This is a genomic window from Sphingobacterium deserti (assembly GCF_000757725.1).
Lineage (GTDB): Bacteria > Bacteroidota > Bacteroidia > Sphingobacteriales > Sphingobacteriaceae > Sphingobacterium > Sphingobacterium deserti.
Map to the genome: position 1 here is coordinate 37,600 of NZ_JJMU01000066.1, position 19,242 is coordinate 56,841.

Annotated in this window: 19 protein-coding genes; 4 read left to right on the forward strand and 15 right to left on the reverse strand. The window is 43.7% G+C overall.

From position 1 onward, the window contains the following. Positions 1–3: 3 nt before the first annotated feature. From DI53_RS17590 to DI53_RS17635, 11 genes are all read right to left on the reverse strand, one after another. Positions 4–1,350, reverse strand: coding sequence for a sigma-54-dependent transcriptional regulator (locus tag DI53_RS17590; RefSeq protein WP_037502932.1), 1,347 nt, complete (start codon positions 1,348–1,350; stop codon positions 4–6). After that, positions 1,347–3,077: a HAMP domain-containing sensor histidine kinase gene (locus tag DI53_RS17595; RefSeq protein WP_037502935.1), complete on the reverse strand. Its 1,731-nt coding sequence runs from the start codon at positions 3,075–3,077 to the stop codon at positions 1,347–1,349. Before DI53_RS17595 ends, DI53_RS17590 begins: the two co-directional genes overlap by 4 nt. Positions 3,078–3,098: 21 nt before the next feature. After that, positions 3,099–4,220 (reverse strand): sensor protein KdpD, encoded by a 1,122-nt coding sequence (locus DI53_RS17600; protein WP_193790656.1) that lies wholly within the window; start codon positions 4,218–4,220, stop codon positions 3,099–3,101. 74 nt (positions 4,221–4,294) lie between these two features. Then, positions 4,295–5,380: a porin gene (locus tag DI53_RS17605; RefSeq protein WP_037502941.1), complete on the reverse strand. Its 1,086-nt coding sequence runs from the start codon at positions 5,378–5,380 to the stop codon at positions 4,295–4,297. Between the two features lie 33 nt (positions 5,381–5,413). After that, positions 5,414–5,992 (reverse strand): potassium-transporting ATPase subunit KdpC, encoded by a 579-nt coding sequence (gene kdpC / locus DI53_RS17610; protein WP_037502942.1) that lies wholly within the window; start codon positions 5,990–5,992, stop codon positions 5,414–5,416. Positions 5,993–6,034: 42 nt separating this feature from the next. Continuing rightward, entirely contained in the window at positions 6,035–8,044 is a 2,010-nt protein-coding gene (gene kdpB, locus DI53_RS17615; RefSeq protein ID WP_037502943.1) for a potassium-transporting ATPase subunit KdpB, read from the reverse strand. Positions 8,045–8,062: 18 nt separating this feature from the next. After that, positions 8,063–9,754 carry a potassium-transporting ATPase subunit KdpA gene (gene kdpA, locus DI53_RS17620; protein ID WP_037502944.1) on the reverse strand — a complete coding sequence of 564 codons (1,692 nt, stop codon included), beginning with the start codon at positions 9,752–9,754 and terminating at the stop codon, positions 8,063–8,065. 193 nt (positions 9,755–9,947) lie between these two features. Then, positions 9,948–10,025, reverse strand: a complete 78-nt coding sequence (locus tag DI53_RS20780) for a potassium-transporting ATPase subunit F (protein WP_071790524.1) — start codon at positions 10,023–10,025, stop codon at positions 9,948–9,950. Positions 10,026–10,027: 2 nt separating this feature from the next. Further along, the gene (locus tag DI53_RS17625; RefSeq protein ID WP_052072539.1) at positions 10,028–10,402 is read right to left on the reverse strand and encodes a DUF7674 family protein; all 375 of its coding nucleotides are present in this window, start codon (positions 10,400–10,402) and stop codon (positions 10,028–10,030) included. Positions 10,403–11,111: 709 nt separating this feature from the next. Continuing rightward, positions 11,112–11,336 carry a hypothetical protein gene (locus DI53_RS17630; protein WP_037502947.1) on the reverse strand — a complete coding sequence of 75 codons (225 nt, stop codon included), beginning with the start codon at positions 11,334–11,336 and terminating at the stop codon, positions 11,112–11,114. Between the two features lie 101 nt (positions 11,337–11,437). Next, on the reverse strand, positions 11,438–11,680 hold the full coding sequence (locus tag DI53_RS17635; RefSeq protein WP_037502950.1) for a hypothetical protein: 243 nt from the start codon (positions 11,678–11,680) through the stop codon (positions 11,438–11,440). Between the two features lie 1,029 nt (positions 11,681–12,709). On the opposite strand from DI53_RS17635, the gene DI53_RS17640 reads away from it, so the two are divergent. The 4 genes from DI53_RS17640 (at position 12,710) to DI53_RS17655 (ending at position 15,210) form a co-directional block, all read left to right on the forward strand. After that, a complete protein-coding gene (locus DI53_RS17640; RefSeq protein ID WP_241462466.1) occupies positions 12,710–13,219 on the forward strand; it encodes a CinA family protein in 510 nt (169 codons plus the stop codon). An 89-nt stretch (positions 13,220–13,308) separates the two neighbouring features. Then, entirely contained in the window at positions 13,309–13,908 is a 600-nt protein-coding gene (locus tag DI53_RS17645; protein WP_131555356.1) for a hypothetical protein, read from the forward strand. A gap of 124 nt (positions 13,909–14,032) precedes the next feature. Then, a complete protein-coding gene (locus DI53_RS17650; protein WP_131555358.1) occupies positions 14,033–14,452 on the forward strand; it encodes a hypothetical protein in 420 nt (139 codons plus the stop codon). Positions 14,453–14,487: 35 nt separating this feature from the next. After that, the gene (locus tag DI53_RS17655) at positions 14,488–15,210 is read left to right on the forward strand and encodes a DUF3891 family protein (RefSeq protein WP_037502958.1); all 723 of its coding nucleotides are present in this window, start codon (positions 14,488–14,490) and stop codon (positions 15,208–15,210) included. A gap of 26 nt (positions 15,211–15,236) precedes the next feature. Here DI53_RS17655 and DI53_RS17660 read toward each other — a convergent pair whose 3' ends face one another. The 4 genes from DI53_RS17660 to DI53_RS17675 form a co-directional block, all read right to left on the reverse strand. Beyond that, positions 15,237–15,893 (reverse strand): DUF6766 family protein, encoded by a 657-nt coding sequence (locus DI53_RS17660; RefSeq protein WP_037502959.1) that lies wholly within the window; start codon positions 15,891–15,893, stop codon positions 15,237–15,239. 87 nt (positions 15,894–15,980) lie between these two features. Next, complete coding sequence (locus DI53_RS17665; protein WP_037502960.1) at positions 15,981–16,463, reverse strand: hypothetical protein; 483 nt, start codon at positions 16,461–16,463, stop codon at positions 15,981–15,983. 5 nt (positions 16,464–16,468) lie between these two features. Continuing rightward, positions 16,469–17,620 carry a zinc-dependent alcohol dehydrogenase gene (locus DI53_RS17670; protein WP_037502964.1) on the reverse strand — a complete coding sequence of 384 codons (1,152 nt, stop codon included), beginning with the start codon at positions 17,618–17,620 and terminating at the stop codon, positions 16,469–16,471. Between the two features lie 49 nt (positions 17,621–17,669). Then, positions 17,670–19,199, reverse strand: a complete 1,530-nt coding sequence (locus DI53_RS17675) for an FAD-dependent oxidoreductase (protein ID WP_037503207.1) — start codon at positions 19,197–19,199, stop codon at positions 17,670–17,672. Positions 19,200–19,242 lie beyond the last annotated feature (43 nt).

A 19,242-nucleotide genomic window follows, 5' to 3' on the forward strand; every position in this document is an offset into this window, starting at 1 on the left:
TTCCTACTTCAAGCCATATTCTTCGATTTTTCTATAAAGCGTTGATAAACCAATCTCTAACAAGCGGGCAGCCTCTGCTTTGTTACCGCCAGTTAGGGCGCACACTTTTCGGATATGGGCATGTTCGACAGCGGCAAGAGAGAATTGGTTTGTAGCTATCCTATTTTGCTCCGCCAATTGGGCAATCTCATGCGGTAAGTCGTCTACCTGAAGAATATTTCCGCTAGCTGTAATCACACTTCGTTCCACTACATTTTTAAGTTCTCTTACATTGCCTTTCCAGTTGAAAAGTTGTAATTGTTCGGTGTATTCTTTGCTCAGCGTGATGTCTTTTCTTCCAATCTTTAACGAAAAACTTTCAGCGAACACGTTAGCAAGCTCAGGAATATCTTGGGGTCGGTCGCGCAGAGCAGGCAATTTTAATTGAAACGTAGAAAGTCTGTAATAAAGATCCTCACGGAAGTTTCCTTGCTCTATCTCTGTTTCCAAAACTCGATTGGTGGCTGCTATTACGCGGATATCGACTTGACTAACTTTAGTATCCCCTATTTTCAAATACTCTCCTGACTCCAATAACCGCAACAATTTTGCCTGTAGCGCCGTCGGCATCTCGCCTATCTCGTCCAAAAATAACGTTCCTTTATCCGCCTCTTCAATCAGTCCTTTCTTATCTGATAGTGCGCCCGTAAACGCCCCTGCTTTGTACCCAAAGAGTTCACTTTCTAACAAATCCCTACTGAACGCGGCACAATTAATTGCCACAAAATTCTTGTTCTTTCTTCGACTGGCGAAATGAATTGCGTTGGCGAAAACCTCTTTTCCGGTTCCAGTCTCTCCCAACAGCAAAACCGAAGTTTCCAAAGGCGCAACCTTTTGCGATAGTGAAATAGCTTTGTTTAAAACAGGCGAATCACCAAGAATATTTTCGAAAGCATATTTTTTAAACGTTTTGGCTTCCAACTGCGCTACACGCTTTGCTAACGTGACCTTCTCAGCCGCGCGGTGCAACACCGGTATGATTTTATGGTTATCATCGCCCTTTGTCAGATAGTCAAACGCACCCAGTTTAATGGCGGAGACACCATCAGGAATATTACCAAAGGCCGTGAACAACACAACTTCAGCATATGGTTGTATCTCTTTTATCTGTGCGATAAAGTCTATTCCGCTGCCATCGGGAAGCTTCACATCGCATAAAATAACATCAATCTCTTGCTGCTTTAATAGGGTGCGTGCAGATTTTAGGTTAGCGGCTTCGAGTACCAAAAATCCGTCTCCTTCGACACCTATTATCCTACTCATCAATTGACGTAGCTTTTGCTCGTCATCGATTATTAAAACTTTACTCATTTTGCTTCCTTTAAATAAAAGAAAAAACTGCTTCCGGAACCGAGTTCGCTATCTACAGCAATCTCGCCTCCTTGACCCTCTATAAACTCCTTGCTGATACTTAATCCCAGCCCCGTGCCCCCGCTGCGAGCACCAGGAACGCGAAAATATCGTTCAAATATACGTTCCTTGTACTTGGAATCAATACCTTGACCATAATCCTTTACTTCAAAACGAATCCGTGTGCCCTGTTTCTCAACATGTATCTCAATAGCAGCGTTTTCATGCGAATAGCGTATGGCGTTTGAAATTAAATTGGTCAATACCCAAGCTGTTTTTTCATTGTCGGCAAGCACTTTATTAACATCCGCATCAACTGAAACATGAAGCGATAATTGCTTTTGATCCGCGGCTACTTGATTAGCTTTTATAGCATATTCGAGCATCGGCTTCACTTCATTGTCGTGTATATTCAACTTAATAGCGCCACTCTCGACCTGCGCGATGTTTAACAATTCAGCGGTGATATTTCGCAATCTATCTGAATCCTCCTTGATACCATGTATCAAATATTTTTGTTCATCATTTAGCTTACCAACACGATCGTTCTGCAATAACTGTATTCCCATCTGAATCGCTGCTATCGGCGTTTTAAATTCATGAGAAACCGTTCCAATGAAATTCGTCTTGGCGAGATCCATCTCTTTAAAGGGCGTTATATTTTTAAGCATGATCACCTGACCGATATATTTAAGCTCGTTCTCGCCAGTGGGTACAACATTGATATCCACAACTTCCTTTTCGAAATAACTTTGCCGACCATCAGCAAATATCTTAAGGGTTGAAGAGAACTCTTCCCCGGCAGATGGTGAAGAAATATCCTTAAATAAGTCACGCAGGAGGTCATTATGGAGAGTAAGTTCGCTCACAGGCTTGCCAAGCAATGCTGACTGGGAAAGTCCAAGAATTTTTGTAGCTTGTTCATTCGCAAAAATAACGGTTCTGTTTTCATCTGCACCAATCACTGGATCGCTCATGTTTTCCACAAGTGCTTCAATTCGTCTCTTGTTTTGCAAAATGTCGTCTAGTTGGCTTTCAGCATATTCTTCCAGTTTCTCAGCCATCGTATTAAACGAGCTGGCCAGTTCTGCAAATTCACTACTTCCTAAAATGTGTACTCGCTCGCGATAGTTTTGCCGGGCAATCTGTCGGATACTTTCCGTAAGTTTTCTGACCGGATCAGCAATGTTTGACGGTAAATTCAATAATAGCGTAAAAGCGATTACAAAACATACCGTTCCAACAATCGCTATACTGATGATGGCATCCTTTGCCGTTTGCCCAGCAATGCCGCTCTTCCTTGCGATTGCCTCTATATTCATTTGCATGAGATCGGTTATATCCTTTCTGATGGATGATCTTAAGATCTGATCAGCCGACCCTTGCTTCATTTCTTCAAACCGGGCGGCTATGTCAGCTGTTTTCTCTTTCTCGCCAGCCTCCGTAATATTCCGCTGTTGCTGAATCAGGTTGTCTTGAAAACGTAACACAGCCCGGTCGTCCTCTGCATATGCTTCCAATGAAACCAACATATTCCGAGCGTATAATAAACTGTTGTAGTTTGTAGTAAGAATACGATCCGTATCCTTTTTCAACTGGTGAATGTACCAGCCGCTTAATGCGGCTAATGAGAAAACCATCAGGAATAATGTCCCTATGCCTAAGGTAAGTTTCGTTTTTATTTTCATAGTTTCTATAGTGCGTCTATCTTAAGACAGAATGACCAGATCGATATTTCCTTGCGTTAACTTATTCAGCAACACCCTAAACGTATCACCCGCCAAAATGATTTTACCCAGGGAAAGGTGGGGCTTACCGATGCATACTGTGTTGATCTTACGAAGCTCACATTGTGCAATAATCTCTCGCGCGACGTTCTTACCTTGTATCTTGATAATCTCGGCACCAAGCTCGGTAGCCAATTTAAAATTATTGATTAAATGGCGTTGCTTATCTAAGGCAATACGATCCACGCCCTCGTTCGGGATTTGCACGTAAAGCACAAACCAACTGCTGTTGTAATACCCAGCTAGACGTGCTGTTTTTCGGATTACAGTTTTCGCTGTTTTCTCATTTGCGCTTATGCAAGCCATAAACCGTTCTTTTTTCTTGCCACGCTGCTGTACGACCTCCAGTTCTACCTTACGTTGTACTTGCGAAGCTACCTCTTTCAAGGCTAATTCGCGCAACTGCAAAATATGGTCATTTTTAAAGAAATTAGTTAGTGCGGCGGCAATCTTCGTTTCATCGTAGATCTTTCCTGCTTTTAATCGGCTAATCAATTCTTCCGCCGTGAGATCGATGTTCACTACCTCATCTGCTTGATCCACTACACGATCTGGAACCCGCTCGCGAACATCAATGCCGGTTATCGATTGAATATCATCGTGAAGACTTTCCAGATGTTGGATGTTCACCGCGCTGATGACGTTTATTCCGGCAGCCAGTATCTCCAGTACATCTTGCCAACGCTTCTCATTCTTGCTTCCGTGGATATTGCTGTGGGCGAGCTCGTCAACAAGCACGACCTCTGGTCGAATCTGTAAAACCGCATCGACATCCAATTCCTCAAGCTCCTTCCCGCAATAGAAGAGCTTTCGCCGGGAGATTTCCGGCAGTCCGGACAATAGCGCTTGCGTCTCCTGCCGTCCGTGTGTTTCGATATATGCAATTTTAACATCGATGCCGTTTTTCATCAGCATATGTGCTTCCTGCAGCATACGGTACGTTTTCCCTACACCTGCACTCATGCCGATATATAGCTTAAACTTACCGCGTTTAGAACGGGTAACCAATTCCATAAAATATTCAGCACTCTTCCGTCCTTCCATTATCCTATAGTCAAAATTAATACAAAATTCCCAAGGGAGATATGATGCCGTTTCTAGATTAGCTGAATTTCGCGCTAAAAAGCGATTGCGATCGCCGTTGCTATTGTTGGACTGCTTGTAGTCACGTTTCCGGACCTGTCTATGAACGTTGCTTCACGTGCATGCAGGTTTCTGTATTCAGTACGCCAGATCAGCTGGTCAAAAATTGCGTAATCCAAATTGAGCGAATAGCCGACCATCTCAAATCCACTCGGCGTATCACCTACTGAAATAATCACCCCTTTTTTATCCTGATAATACTCGGCCCTCGCGATAAGACTAAGTCGAGGTGACGAAACATACTTTGCAAGCAGGACTGGTGTATACCATGTGTTATAATCACTGCTTCCTTTCTCTGTTTGTTCGAGCCCAATATCAAAACCGGCCGTAATACCGAAGGTATTGCTGATTTGATACGTGGCGTAGAGGTTGTGAAAATAACGCATCCGTCGCACAGTATCTGCCTTATCACTCCCGATAAAAGAACTACTGTTTAGCGTCAACTTCTTGTCGGGTTTGTATACGATCTGATGACCAAAAGACGGCGTTGTATTGCCGTCTATGCGCTGGATGCGCTGCCACCCGTTGAGCAGCAAGCCACTGAAGAACCATTTCCCGGTAGGCGATGTATAGGAAATTTTTGCACCAGTCTCATAATAAGGCGAATTATCGGCGGATAAACTGCGGGTTAGCGTCCAATTGTCTTTTCCTATTGCGCTCTCAAATCCCAAATGTGAAGGAAAAACACCTGCATCTATCCAAAGGTTATGCTTTTCACTAATTCTAATACCAACATTTGCCTCGAATATATTCTTCAACACACCCGGTTCGGCGGCATAATTGGCGTTCATATAGCTCCCTGTTGCCAGTGCCAAATTTGCTCGTACATTTTCGGTATTGTATGCCGCCTTAATAAAGGCAAGATTGATACTTACCTCATTATTTCTATTGTGGCTGTACACGAAACTTGGCCGACTATTGTTCAAAGGGTTATTAAAATCATAGCTATAATAAGCTTCGGCATATCCGCTGATTGTTAGTGGGCTTGATACCTGCTCTTGCGCCATCAACAAGTGTCCGTTGGCTAGTAAAACACCCAGGACCAATAGCATTTTGTTCATAGTAAATTCGTTTTTGATAAATAAGGTTGGGCGTTACCTAACAGATTGTGAACCGGATAAGTTGTCGAGCGCAATGTTCAATTTCAGCACATTGATTTTCTCCGGTCCAAGCATCTCCCACAAAGGACGCTCCGTATGAGTGTCAATAAGCGCTAGTAGCTTATCCTTTGGCAGTTGACGAATGCGGGCTATCCGGTCAACCTGCACTTTGGCGGCCTGTACGGAAAAATGAGGGTCAAGGCCACTCCCACTTGCGGTTATGAGATCCACCGGAATCTCTGAGATGCTAATGCCAGGGTTCTGTGCTAGTAAGGTATTCATACGTTCCCGAACCTCAGCAAGGTAGTCTTCATTTGATGGGCCTTTGTTACTTCCTGCAGAACCCGCTGCGTTGTAGCCGACGGCGGATGGACGTGACCAAAAGTAACGGTCTTGCGTAAAGGACTGACCAATATTGCTATAATAAGTATTTGCTTTATGTTTGAGGGTTTGCCCCTCGCCCCCGCCAGACGAGAGCTTTGCAATACTCCAAACCAATGTAGGATAAGCTACAGCGAGCAGCAGTAAAAGGAAAAACGTGATCTTTAAAGCGGGAATTACATGAGATTTCATAGCTGTGGATTTTTAAGATGTTATTTGTAAACGTGGAAGGATTTATATAAAAATGGATACGAACATATCAATCAATTTGATCCCGACGAAAGGGATGAGTACGCCACCAAGGCCGAAGATCAGCAGGTTGCGGCGCAATAGCGCGCTGGCACCTATAGGCTTATAGGCAACCCCTTTTAACGCCAAAGGGATGAGCATAGGTATAATAATCGCATTAAAAACTACCGCAGAGAGAATAGCGCTTTCTGGGCTTTTCAGGTGCATGATATTTAAACCTTGTAATGCCGGTATAGCCGTAATAAATAGCGCGGGGATAATTGCGAAATACTTGGCCACATCGTTGGCAATACTAAATGTTGTCAGTGTGCCGCGTGTCATAAGTAGCTGTTTCCCGATCTCCACCACCTCGATGAGTTTTGTGGGATCATTGTCCAGATCCACCATGTTGCCGGCTTCTTTGGCCGCTTGTGTTCCGCTGTTCATAGCCACGCCGACATCGGCTTGTGCCAAAGCTGGCGCGTCGTTGGTTCCGTCGCCCATCATAGCCACAAGTCTGCCCTCAGCCTGTTCGCGTTTGATGTAGTTCATTTTGTCTTCCGGCCTTGCTTCGGCAATAAAGTCGTCAACACCTGATTTTTCAGCGATATATTTCGCAGTGAGCGGATTATCACCTGTTACCATAACTGTTTTGATACCCATTTTGCGCAGACGTTCAAAACGCTCTTGAATTCCGGTTTTGATGACATCCTGCAATTCGATCACGCCAAGGGCTACCTCGTTTTGGCTAACCACTAATGGGGTACCGCCATGCTGCGCGATGCTTTTTACCCGCTCTTCAATCTCCTGTGGAAAGTTATTTCCTGCTGCCAGCACCAAGCTACGAATCGCGTCAGTCGCACCCTTCCTGATACGCGTATCTTCAAAATCAATACCCGAGCTACGTGTTTCCGCCGTAAATTTCACGTAGGACGGATGTGTCACGCCATAGCTTACTGGATTGACTGCAGCCAGTTCGATAATAGATTTACCTTCCGGTGTCTCATCAGCCATAGAACTTAACACAGCCGCCCTCGTTAACGCTTCTAGTCCTACATCGTGCGCCGAGTGAAACTGTGTCGCTTTACGGTTACCGATGGTAATGGTACCAGTCTTATCTAGCAATAAGACGTCAATGTCGCCAGCCGTTTCTACAGCTTTGCCGCTCTTCGTAATTACGTTGGCCCGCAAAGCCCTGTCCATTCCCGCGATGCCGATGGCCGACAAAAGTCCGCCGATAGTTGTGGGGATTAGACAAACAAATAGCGAAATGAAAGATGCAATCGTGATGCTGACGTTGGCATAATCTGCAAACGGCTTAAGCGTAACCGTTACAATAATAAACACCAGTGTGAAGCCGGCCAGCAAAATCGTGAGCGCTATCTCATTGGGCGTTTTTTGACGACTAGCTCCTTCTACCAGTGCAATCATCTTATCCAAAAAGCTTTCACCCGACTGTGTTGTAACACGCACTGTAATTTTATCAGAGAGCACTTTTGTTCCACCAGTGACAGAGCTCTTATCGCCGCCTGCTTCGCGAATCACTGGAGCGGATTCGCCGGTAATAGCGCTTTCATCGATGGTAGCAAGCCCCTCCATAATCTCCCCGTCAGAAGGAATAACATCCCCCATCTCACAAATAAACACATCACCTTTTTTTAAGGCTGCTGATGAGATGGTTTGACCGTTGTATAGCTTCGCTGGTGTCTCCTCACGCGTCTTGCGCAAGCTATCTGCTTGTGCTTTTCCTCTTGCTTCGGCAATTGCCTCGGCAAAGTTTCCGAAGAGTAGGGTTAAAAAAAGCATAATAAACACCGTGAAATTGTATCCGAAGCTGCCTTGCGATTGCTCCCCACTTAAAACCCATAGACACACTACCGCCATAATCAGCGTTCCCACCTCAACAGTGAACATCACCGGATTGCGGAACATTGCTTTAGGATTTAATTTCACAAAAGATTGTTTCAGCGCCTGCTGAACTATCTCCTTTTGAAATATAGACTGATTCTTACTCATTTTATATTGGATAATAGGTTATTGGGTTATGGTAAAGTATTCGGCAATAGGTCCTAACGCCAGCGCTGGGAAAAAGGAAAGAGCGGCAGTGATCACAATTACGGTAAAGATCATCATCCCGAACGTCCCAGTGTCGGTTTTCAGTGTGCCATCACTTTCTGGAATGTATTTCTTTTGCGCCATCAGACCGGCGATAGCTATAGGACCAATTATTGGCAGGAAGCGGGAAAGGATAAGGATAATGCCTGTTGAAATATTCCACCATAGGGTGTTATCACCCAACCCTTCAAATCCACTACCGTTGTTTGCGGACGATGAGGTATACTCGTACAAGATCTCACTAAATCCGTGGAAGCCGGGGTTGTTTAGCGTAGCCGCTCCCTGTGCAGGAAATGCAGTAGCTAACCCCGTTCCAACGAGGATAAAAAAGGGATGTATTAGGGCAATGATCATGGCTATCTTCATCTCACGTGCTTCCACCTTTTTGCCTAAAAATTCGGGCGTACGCCCTACCATAAGCCCGCTGATAAAAACGGCAAGGATGATATAGATGAAAAAATTTAATAACCCTACACCACAACCGCCATAAAATGCATTCACCATCATAGCCAGCAATTGGTTCATTCCGGATAACGGCATGCTGCTGTCGTGCATAGCATTTACTGAACCGGTAGAAATAGCGGTCGTTACGATGCTCCAAAAGCCGGATGCCACCGCACCAATACGTATCTCCTTCCCCTCCATTGCGCCTAGCTTGTTATTCACACCCATTTCTGCAATCGCTGGATTACCTTGTACCTCCATCAGCACATTTGGAACGGCCAATATGAGGAAGCCTGCTGTCATGACACCGAAGATGATCCAGGATAGCTTTCGCCGGCGGATGAAATGACCAAACGCAAAAATTATAGCCAATGGAATGATTAATTGACCTACCATTTCCATTAGGTTAGTAAGGTAAGTAGGGTTTTCAAACGGATGGGCAGAATTGGCACCGAAGAAACCGCCGCCATTCGTTCCAACATGTTTAATAGCTACAAATGCCGCCGCCGGACCGCGAGAAACCTGAATGGTATCACCCTCTAGGGTAAGCATCGTCCCTTTACCTGCGAGAGTCATTGGCGTACCCTCAAACACAAGTACAACAGCGAGAATCAATGAGAGTGGCAACAAAATACGTGTGGACGACTTGACGAAGTACACGTAGAAGTTGCCCAAACCACTAGTAATCCTGTCTCGAAAGGCACGAAATAGGACAACCACAGCGGCCATACCTGTTGCTGCACTGACAAATTGCAGGAACATCAACCACAGTTGACCAATGTAACTCAGCCCAGACTCGCCAGAATAGTGCTGCAAGTCGCAGTTGACGAGAAATGATATGGAGGTGTTAAACGCGAGATCAGCGGACATACTCGGGTTGTTATCGGGATTTAAAGGCAATGATCCCTGAGTCATTAAAATCAACATCGATAACAAGAACCACAGCATATTAATGGTTAACATGGCCTGCATATGTTGTTTCCAATTCATCTCCCTGCGGGGATCGATATTGCTCAATTTAAAGAATATCCGTTCTAACGGATTAAAAATTGGATCAAACCGTGTGCGTTCGCCGTTGTAAACTTTAGCCACGTAGCGGCCAAAGGGCATAGCGAGCAGCACCGACACGATGAACATGACGACTATTCCAAAAATTTCTGTATTCATTATATATGCTTATTTTACTTGTATGAAGTTTAAGATCTACCTGTTTAATAGGATGTTCATGAAGATAATATTTAATAGATGACGAGAAGGCTGCCCTAATCACGAGTAGCACATGCTCATACGGTGCAGAAAGATTCCGATTGCCGAAAAATAGCGCCATAGCAAACCGCACCGTTTCTATAGGAATAAAGCTTTAGAATTTCTCCGGTTTTAAAAGCACGTAGCAGATGTATCCAAACACTGCTAGCGCCGCGATAAATAGCAATGCCATGTTTAATAGTGTAGCGTTGATTCGTTAATCTGTTTTAAATAAATCTCGGTAAAGGTTTTAGGCATGCGCTTCGCAATTGCTTGCCAACCAGTTGAGCTAGATCGTCGCTCCAGACTACCCAGCGCACGTACAAACAGGTTCTCTATCATGTATCGAACATAACCATTCCCCCTATTGTATATCTTTCCGACGTAACAGATATAGCGGGGCAATTTGGCTTCCTGTCCGATGGATTGGAGCGACTTGAGGTAGTTTACTAAAGCCTGCACTACTCCTGCAAAATTTCGGTGCTGCGCTAGACTGATGATCTCACCGCTGATTTCCTTAAAGTGCCCCGCCATGCGATGGCTGGCCTTCAAATAATTAAGTTTGTTCATTGCTTTATAATGATTCCTTCGTTCAATTCCTGAAGTATGGATTTTTAATATGATGTGATTTCTCTATTGAATGAGATAGACCACCGTTAAATTTTTGCAAAAAATTCGATGGACTTCATCAGCAGCCAAAAGCATACAAGGGCTACCACCACGACTATTACTAATAACATATCGACGCCTTAATTAAATGTGTGATGAACTGATTTTGTAATCGAAGTGCTACTGCATTAACAGGCCATAAGCTTGCCTGCGGCTGTATTATGCCCATTTGTGAAAACGACCGCTGTTCTGGACAGCGGGCTAACGTGTTGTGTCTCATATCCAATATTTTTGTTTTTATAACCTTTGGTACGGGCATACCAAAAAATAGTCCTAAATAAAAAAATAACTTATAATATATTATCAATCAATTAGATATATCAACACTAAGAAATACGAAGCCTGTAAAACCTTATCAAAATGACATGGTTTTTTCTCATTTTGGGAAAGCGAGAAGAAATTAATGAAGATTTAAGTTTTCGGTCGTTGATCACAAATGATAGGTTGGCCGTATTGGGAAAGATAATGGATAGGATATATAAAAGTGTATCTGGAAAATTTGTAAGAACTAAGCCCTAGCGGTTTAGCCTACCATCTTATGGTTTATATTTGCGTAAAAAAAGCAGCCATATTTATCATATGCCTGCTTATAAAAATGATCGAAGCCAAACTACTTTTTGTCATTCTTTTCTTGCTTTTCTTTCGGTCGATCCGTGGGATCGTTGGGCATTTCGTTCATCTGTTCCGCTTGCGGATCTACACCGGCTTCCGCATCCGCATCCTTTGTTTTTTCAGTCTTTTCGACTACAGATCCCAGCTCTTTGTAAGTATCCCCTTCTTGCTTTTTCTCCTTCTCACGGATGCCATTTAATTCATTTTCTACTTTCGTTCCCATAATTATGTATTTCTAGTTTATTCCTGTGTTACCAAACCGAAGAAAGGGTCTAAAAATCGAATTTCTTTAGATTTCCTTTTGGACAGCTTTTTAGCAAATAACTAATCGTGGCCCTCTGTTTTCACTATTTTATTATAGATCCCAAAAAGAAGGAAGGGCGCTACCCACTGGCCAACAAATAAGGCCGTATGCTTATGTCCAATGCATTTTAATACTGCAGACCCTGCCATAGCAGCGACCGCCGCGCACAAAAAGACAGTCGACGGAATCTGTCCTGTCTTGCTCTCGATATCTTTTGTTAGTTTGCCTTCTTTAGCGTTGTTGTTGTTTTCTAGATTCTCCATTGTTCTCGTTTTTTGGTATTATTTATAATTTGTTAAAACTGTACAAAATATGCTTCGCTTATTGTTTAAGCTATTTAATAATGGTGCAAAGAACCATTTAGTTTACACGTGAACCACTAAGGGTATTTATCTTCGCATTTTACGTATCAATCACATTATGGAGAAATATAAAAACATACCGTCAAATCTTTGAGCTAGTTAATGCACTTGGTCAGCAAATTCTATCGCCATGCGCTACATGTTAAGCTAGTTAATGCACTTGGTCAGCAAATTCTATCGCCATGCGCTACATGTTAATATATTTTGCGATTTAGCTGTAAATTAGCGGATGCAATCAAAACTTTCCAGCCTCATCGCATGGGGTGTCTGCACAAATTAAACATCATTTACATCCTTATTTAGATGTAAATATCCTTTCCGTCATGGTCGCCAGATTGCACCCCGCAAAGGTGACATCAATTCAGCACAAAAAGATTACCGTTTTCGTGGGGTTACTTCTTTTTTCTTTTGACTGCGAATGATAAGTACAATGCAGATTATAATAAATAGAATTCCGAATAGTATAGGTAGTATCATAACATTATATTTTTTACCATCTAACGAGTTCAGCACGTAATGGTTCACGATGAAACTATCATGAGTAGCATTATCTCGTACTGTAATTATTCGAATGTTCTTTCATAACTAATATCTGTCTGTCATAAAACTGTTTCGTTGCAGCTACGTTCGGGTATTAGAAAAATGATGATATGACTCGACGCCAAAAAAAGGCTCTGATATGGTTTTTATTGATCCCCATGGGCGTCTACATCTTGGGGCGATTAATCATATTGCTGGTCGTTCTGCTAGATAGATAAATGGCCTGTAAAACGATATAATAATATGCTAGCATGAGAACTATTTTGAAAAAAAACCGTTCGATTGCTAAAAATAGCCTGTGTAAAAATAAGCCGAATCCACCAAAGCTTCGGTCATTACGAGGTATCATTCGGCTTCAATCGGAGGAATTGCACGGCTCAAGGATTAACTATGGACAATAGACAGATGAATATTTACTACAAAAGTGCAGTTGCTCAATGCAGTAGTTTACTGGCCGAGCATCATCTTAGCATCGCATTTGCAGAAAGCGCCACAGCCGGCAGGCTTGCCTATGAATTTTCATTGACACCGCAGTCAGGCGACATTCTGAAAGGTGGAATTGTTTGTTATAATGCCTGCGTTAAAGAAGATATGCTGGGCGTTCCAAAAGCGACGATAGATACCTACACTCCAGAATCAGCAGAGGTGACAACTAGCATGTGTTGGTCACTAAAACGGAAAATGTCCGCGGAAATATGCGTGGCGATTACCGGGCTCACGACTCCCGGGGGAAGTGAAAGTCCTGGGAAGCCTGTAGGTACGATGTTCTTCAGCATAGTGCATAACGCATCTCTTCACGAACACCGGGTGGTTCACCAAGGCAGCCCTGAGGAGATCATTGAAAAGACAATTGTGGACATCTGCCAAACCATAATTGATATACTACGTGTATCACGCTAAGCATTTGCTTGCGCTTACTATCTTTTGTAAGGCTTGCAGCTAGAGGTATGAAACTTTTATAACGAAACATTCAACGAAGAATCATGGATATGGAAAGAAGCAATATACCATCGCAAGTAACCGGGAAAAGGTTGGATATTTTAGACAAGAAAACATACGACACGGCCGAAGAAGCTTTAGGTGCATTCAATAAAGCACGTGAACGTCTTTATGCTATAAATAAATGGGATCAGTATGCAGGAACAGCTTCCGCAACATTTGCGCTTGTAGACTCGTTGGGTCAGCAACTGTCTCGTGTGCCGCAGGTGGGGGACTATGTAAAAATTGACATCCCCGGACCGGGGAGCATTGTGGGCAAAGGCTATGACTGGGTGAAGGTAACACAGTTAGAAGACCGTTTAGAGGACTGCTACATACAAATTTCCCTGCAACCGAGTATGCCTCCAGAAATCTTGCGTGACCGAGATGAAATCGCCCATTTCTTCAAGCCCATCGCCAGCACAAACATAGAAATTGAGTTAAAAGACCTTACTTTACATGCAAATTATTATGGGCGAAATGAAGAGACGAATATGGAAAGCGAGTTGCTCATAGAAAACGCTCGTAATGCGTTTATTGGCTTGGGTGCCAAGATCGGATTATCGTATCCACAGTGGAAACGGTTGATCGACGGTCTGCTAGGGGATTAAATAATTACCTGGATATCCGAATTTATCGGCTTCCGAGCGGTATTAGTCACTCCATGGAGCTGATAAATACGGATATTTCGTCGTTGAAGAACTTCTTACGTATTACGAACGTTGTATGATTGATATGAAAAGAATAACGGTACGCATTCAAGGTTTTTATTATATGGCCATCGGGATTTGGCCTCTTATTCACGCGTCCAGCTATCGAGACGTGTATGGCTATACGAATGAGGACGCCATGTTGACGCTTGTTGGTTTACTCACCATATGCGCTGCAATAAGTCTGCTAATTAAGCGATATTCTTTCTTAGGATTGTGTTTAGCACTGAGCTTTCTTTATATTGACATTCGATATCTTGTTAACGACCACTTCTCCTTTCATTTTATTATTGATGTTTTGGCACAAAGCGGTTTTATAGCCCTTATTGGCTACGAAGCGTATTTGCGGTACAAACAAAGCCGAGGCAATAGATTTAAAGTGGGAATCCCAGAGCGCCAGACGCCCCTAGAGGATACAATGCCGGGTGATGCCGTAAACTTTTAGCCCATCATCAGAAACAGTATTTACGCGAAAGCACTATGATTGTAACATATCTCCAAAATGGATTTGAAGCTGTCTTACAACGACACCATGCACGGCTAGCGGCAAGCCTTATGGCAAATCTTATCTGGGTTAAGGAGGATCCTAATAAGATTGATCTTATCTTGGCTGCCGCGAATCATGATAATGACTATACAGAATTCAGACGAGAGGGTCTTCTTAACGACCTTGGTGGACCAAAGGATTTTAAAATGGAAACCTTTGATAAGGCTGATTGCGAACGATTGCTGGATGAAGCCAATGCGAGCAGTACATTTATAGCTATATTGATTGCTTTTCATATGCAGTTTGTGCAACGTGGTCTTTCTTCGGCGGCAACGCGCTTCTGTAATGCACTTGAAACTTCTAAACAACGTTGGTGCAAAGATGTCGGGTTGTCAATGGCTACTATGGAAAAATATTATACCATGCTCCAATGGTGTGATGCGCTTTCGTTGTTGATCTGTCAACGAATGGTACCTCCTGAAGGCAGATCTTTAGCGATTAGTGACGGCCCCGACGGCGTAACGTATTTCATATCCGCTGTGCATGAAGATACCTACACGATAGAGCCGTGGCCATTTGCGGTGGACAACTTTGCCCTTGCGATAGAGCGTAGACTACTTGATAAATTAGCGTTTAAGAGCGATAGAGAATTGCAAGAAGCATTGAAGATAAGCCCGGTGACGGTGCAACACGTCGCTTTTGAAGTACGGTCATAGCGTCGAAATCACTGTAATGACCTTCTTTATTTTCCGGTTTGCCAATGCGAAGCGTCTACTGGTTTGGACTCGGGCGACCCTTTTTGCCTAAGAAAAATTGTCAATATCACGATTGAAGCCACGGAGAGAAACTCGCTTTGCCAATTTTGAAAGGTTTCGAACCAAAAATCTGGCTCTAATAAAAAGTGACCTAGGCTGGCTGGGTTTTCTCCAGCTGCTCGACGTAAGTCATTAACGTTTTGCCAACTGCCATAGAGATGCATACTCCAACTTACCAGGAACAAAAGCAAAAATGCGATAGTTAGCGAATTGCTGTACAGCAGCAATCTCCAACCGCCCCGATTAACAGGCATCGGTGCATGCACATGTGGACGCGGTGGGCGGTCAACTTCCGTTTTACCCGCAAGCGGTTTGGACTCAGCGGATCCAATTTGTCGGAGGCCTATGGTTAATACCACATACAAAAACATCTGTAAGAACTCACTTTGAAAGTTTTCGAAAGTAGCCGCTATAAAATGTCCGCTACGCGCATAACTCCAGGCATTAAGGCTCTTCGCTCCCTCCTTCTCTAGCTCTTCATTATTTACCAGCCAGCCGAAATAAAACTGAGCTGCCCATGCCAGAACGAATAAGGATATGATTACGATTGAAAGCGAGTTTCGCTTATAGAATGTCTGCTTCATTAGCTTAAAAAGTAATATCAATGTTTGAAAATGGGAATTTAGCTTTGGGAAGTTTTTATCCTCCTCCCAAAGCGTAAATCGTGCCTGCTATTTTCGGCGAAACAAAATCAATACCCCAATACTGACTGCTGCCACAGTAGCTAAATTTTTGATTAGCTTTTGCCTATCATATTTCCAATGCGCATCAAATCCACGTTCTTTCCATATATTTGGAAATACTCCTGACTTGATGTCTGCAACAATGCCTTCCACCTCGTTGACACGGTCGGCAAGCAAGAGAGGTAACCAATGGCGATACTTAGACTCGCTATAGTGGAATGCGTATCGTCTCAGTTGCCCACTCAGTCCAGCTGGTGGTAACGTATCACCGAACACTGCAGGAAGCTTTGGCCGCTCATTCGATCGTTGCACCTCTTTCGAAGTGATCTGTTGCGCCGGCCTGTCCCAGCTAGCGGATTTATCATCTTCTTCAATATCTTTCATTGGGTATACTGGGTTGTTTTCCCAGTCAACATCTATACCCCATCCGGGAATATGCTTAAATTGTTCTTTTAGATTTTCGTTTTCCATGGCTATTAATTAACAGTGCTTGGAATAAGCACGGGTTTAATACATTCATCAAGTTTTGCGGAGAACATTTGGTATGCTTCTGCAACGTCTTCCAAAGCAAAGCGATGCGTAATAATATCTTTCGGACTTAAGACGCCATTCTTCACGTGTTCCATCAACTTTGGCAACAGTCGTTTGACGGATGTTTGATTGGCGCGAATAGTGATGCCTTTATTTACAACATTGCCAATGGGTACTAAATTGTCCGTCGGACCGTACACTCCTACAACAGATACTATCCCCCCTTTTTTTACAGCATTTACTGCCCAGTGCAACGCGGTGGCTGCTCCAGCTTGAAGCAATAGTTTTTTACCCGTTATGGTCTGCATGGCGTTACCGCACGCATCTGAACCTACAGCATCAATACAAACATCTGCACCAAGCCAATCGGTAATGCGCTTGATGAAAAGTACTGGGTCATCCATGCTTCGGAAGTTATAGGCTTCGCATGCGGCATATTGGCGGACAAATTCTAAACGATACTCCAAGTGGTCAATGACAATTACGCGTGTAGCTCCAAATAGCCAGGCGCAACGCGCCGCCATAATACCAACCGGGCCGGCACCAAAAACCACTACGGTATCACCGACTTTGATCCCACCCATCTCCGCAGCCTGATATCCAGTTGGCAATACATCGGTAAGTAGCAAGGCGTCTTCATCATCCATATCCGCAGGAATTACAGTAGGTCCTACATCTGCATAGGGTACCCGAACAAACTCGGCTTGTCCCCCATCAAAGCCTCCGGCAATGTGCGAATAGCCAAATATTCCGCCCACAGCGGTTGCCATGGCATTTGACTCGTGGCAGTTGGCGAATAGCCCCTGTTTACAAAAGTGGCATCTTCCACAGGCGATGTTGAAGGGTACCAACACCTTATCACCAACTTTTAATTTGGTAATTCCCGGCCCCACCTCACGGACTATGCCGATAAATTCATGACCAAAAGTGCTTCCGATGCGTGTATCAGGAACCATACCATGATATAAATGCAGGTCAGACCCACATATGCATGCTCGGGTCACCTGTACAATTGCGTCCTCGGGGTGTAGTATTTGGGGCATAGGTTTTTCTTCAACTCTTACCCGAAAAGGCCCTCTATAATTCATTGCTTTCATCTATCAATTATTTAGTTTATAAATATTTGTTATTTTTCTAGGTGCGTTGTTAGAGTTTGTCAATGTCATGGCTAGCAAGAGGAGCGACAGCGGGTCCCGTAAGCAACTCGCCATTTATCCCGTAGCGGGCTCCATGGCAGGGGCAGTCCCAACTTTCTTCTGTATTGTTCCATTTAACAATACACCCAGCATGCCGACAAACGGGATCAACGGCGCTAATTGCCCCCTCTTGATCTTTGTATATACCAATTCGTTTACCCTCATATTTTAGCACTGCAGCTTCGCCCTTAGCCAGTTCCGAAAGTCCTTCGATTTTATCCACAGCTAAACGATCTTTCACGAAATGTTTGACAACGTCAACATTTTCCATAACAAGATCTTTCACCGAGGAAAGCGGTCCGAAACGCGTTGGCGAATAAAGCTTTTCGAATTCGCATGTCTCTTTTAGAATGAGATCGGCGAGCATGTGCCCGGAAAGAGACCCGAAGATCATACCGTTGCCGCCGAACCCTGTAGCGATAAGCTCGCGACCATCAGATTTACCAGGATAATAGCCAATAAAAGGCAAGGCATCTTGACTTTCGTAATATTGGGACGACCACTGATATACCTTTCTTTTCGTATTAAATCTGGCAGTTACAAAGGCCTGTAGTTCTAAAAAATTAACATTTTCATTTTCGCCATGGGCAGTTTTATGATCTTGCCCTCCAACCAACAAAAAGCGATTTTCGCCCTGCACTACAGTTCGGAAGTAGTGAAAAGGATCCTCCATGTCGTATAAAACTTTATCTGGATAGGCCGCATGATCCGCCAATTCCCAAAGCTGAAGATAACTACGATAGGGCGCGATACGGAAATTCATAAGTTGGATACCTGGGGTCGTATGCGTGGCATAGATAACCTTATCGGCTCGAAACACTCGTCCATCCGCAGTTGTTACCGAAAGCCTACCATCTATACGCTTGACGTGTTGCACCAAGGCGCCCGTCACGATCATTCCGCCTAATGCTTCAAAAGCACCGGCCAAACCTAATATATATTTAGTAGGATTGAAATGGCCCTGTTCAGCAAACTCTATAGCATATAGAGGTTTCACTGGTATAGCTAGGTTGTCTATTTCGCTGCATGAGATGCCTAGCTGCAAGATTGCATCTTTTATTTTTTGAAGTTCCTCTTTTTCTTCTCCGGTTGTGGCATACATCTGTCCGTTACAGTCAATTAAATCACAATCAATAGCATATTTTTCGACGTTATCTCTAATCAAGTCCATGGCTCTCCGAGTTGATTGCAGAACCTCTCGGGTTTTATCTAAACCATGCTGTTTTATAATATCAGAATAAGGTGTATCTAATACCGTATTTAAATGAGCAGATGTACCCCCGGTGGTACCAAAGGCTATTGAGTTAGCTTCCAGCACAGAGCATATCTGCCCCTCTTCCTGTAATGCTAATGCTGCTGTCATACCGGTTATTCCAGCGCCTATTACAAGCACGTCCACGTCCTCCCGGTTGGAGATTTTGCCTATGGTGCGATCTGGAACATCCTGCCAAATGCTTCTGTTGTTACCGTCTCTTTCCATTTTATGTTTATTTAATAGTTTAATACCTCTTCGGGTGTTGAAC

What these genes read in the sequence shown, in the direction of transcription:
- DI53_RS17590 (WP_037502932.1), bottom strand. Translation starts at nt 1,350, where the DNA reads ATGAGTAAAGTTTTAATAATCGATGACGAGCAAAAGCTACGTCAATTG.
- DI53_RS17595 (WP_037502935.1), bottom strand. Translation starts at nt 3,077, where the DNA reads ATGAAAATAAAAACGAAACTTACCTTAGGCATAGGGACATTATTCCTG.
- DI53_RS17600 (WP_193790656.1), bottom strand. Translation starts at nt 4,220, where the DNA reads ATGGAAGGACGGAAGAGTGCTGAATATTTTATGGAATTGGTTACCCGT.
- DI53_RS17605 (WP_037502941.1), bottom strand. Translation starts at nt 5,380, where the DNA reads ATGAACAAAATGCTATTGGTCCTGGGTGTTTTACTAGCCAACGGACAC.
- kdpC (WP_037502942.1), bottom strand. Translation starts at nt 5,992, where the DNA reads ATGAAATCTCATGTAATTCCCGCTTTAAAGATCACGTTTTTCCTTTTA.
- kdpB (WP_037502943.1), bottom strand. Translation starts at nt 8,044, where the DNA reads ATGAGTAAGAATCAGTCTATATTTCAAAAGGAGATAGTTCAGCAGGCG.
- kdpA (WP_037502944.1), bottom strand. Translation starts at nt 9,754, where the DNA reads ATGAATACAGAAATTTTTGGAATAGTCGTCATGTTCATCGTGTCGGTG.
- DI53_RS20780 (WP_071790524.1), bottom strand. Translation starts at nt 10,025, where the DNA reads ATGGCATTGCTATTTATCGCGGCGCTAGCAGTGTTTGGATACATCTGC.
- DI53_RS17625 (WP_052072539.1), bottom strand. Translation starts at nt 10,402, where the DNA reads ATGAACAAACTTAATTATTTGAAGGCCAGCCATCGCATGGCGGGGCAC.
- DI53_RS17630 (WP_037502947.1), bottom strand. Translation starts at nt 11,336, where the DNA reads ATGGGAACGAAAGTAGAAAATGAATTAAATGGCATCCGTGAGAAGGAG.
- DI53_RS17635 (WP_037502950.1), bottom strand. Translation starts at nt 11,680, where the DNA reads ATGGAGAATCTAGAAAACAACAACAACGCTAAAGAAGGCAAACTAACA.
- DI53_RS17640 (WP_241462466.1), top strand. Translation starts at nt 12,710, where the DNA reads ATGGACAATAGACAGATGAATATTTACTACAAAAGTGCAGTTGCTCAA.
- DI53_RS17645 (WP_131555356.1), top strand. Translation starts at nt 13,309, where the DNA reads ATGGAAAGAAGCAATATACCATCGCAAGTAACCGGGAAAAGGTTGGAT.
- DI53_RS17650 (WP_131555358.1), top strand. Translation starts at nt 14,033, where the DNA reads ATGAAAAGAATAACGGTACGCATTCAAGGTTTTTATTATATGGCCATC.
- DI53_RS17655 (WP_037502958.1), top strand. Translation starts at nt 14,488, where the DNA reads ATGATTGTAACATATCTCCAAAATGGATTTGAAGCTGTCTTACAACGA.
- DI53_RS17660 (WP_037502959.1), bottom strand. Translation starts at nt 15,893, where the DNA reads ATGAAGCAGACATTCTATAAGCGAAACTCGCTTTCAATCGTAATCATA.
- DI53_RS17665 (WP_037502960.1), bottom strand. Translation starts at nt 16,463, where the DNA reads ATGGAAAACGAAAATCTAAAAGAACAATTTAAGCATATTCCCGGATGG.
- DI53_RS17670 (WP_037502964.1), bottom strand. Translation starts at nt 17,620, where the DNA reads ATGAAAGCAATGAATTATAGAGGGCCTTTTCGGGTAAGAGTTGAAGAA.
- DI53_RS17675 (WP_037503207.1), bottom strand. Translation starts at nt 19,199, where the DNA reads ATGGAAAGAGACGGTAACAACAGAAGCATTTGGCAGGATGTTCCAGAT.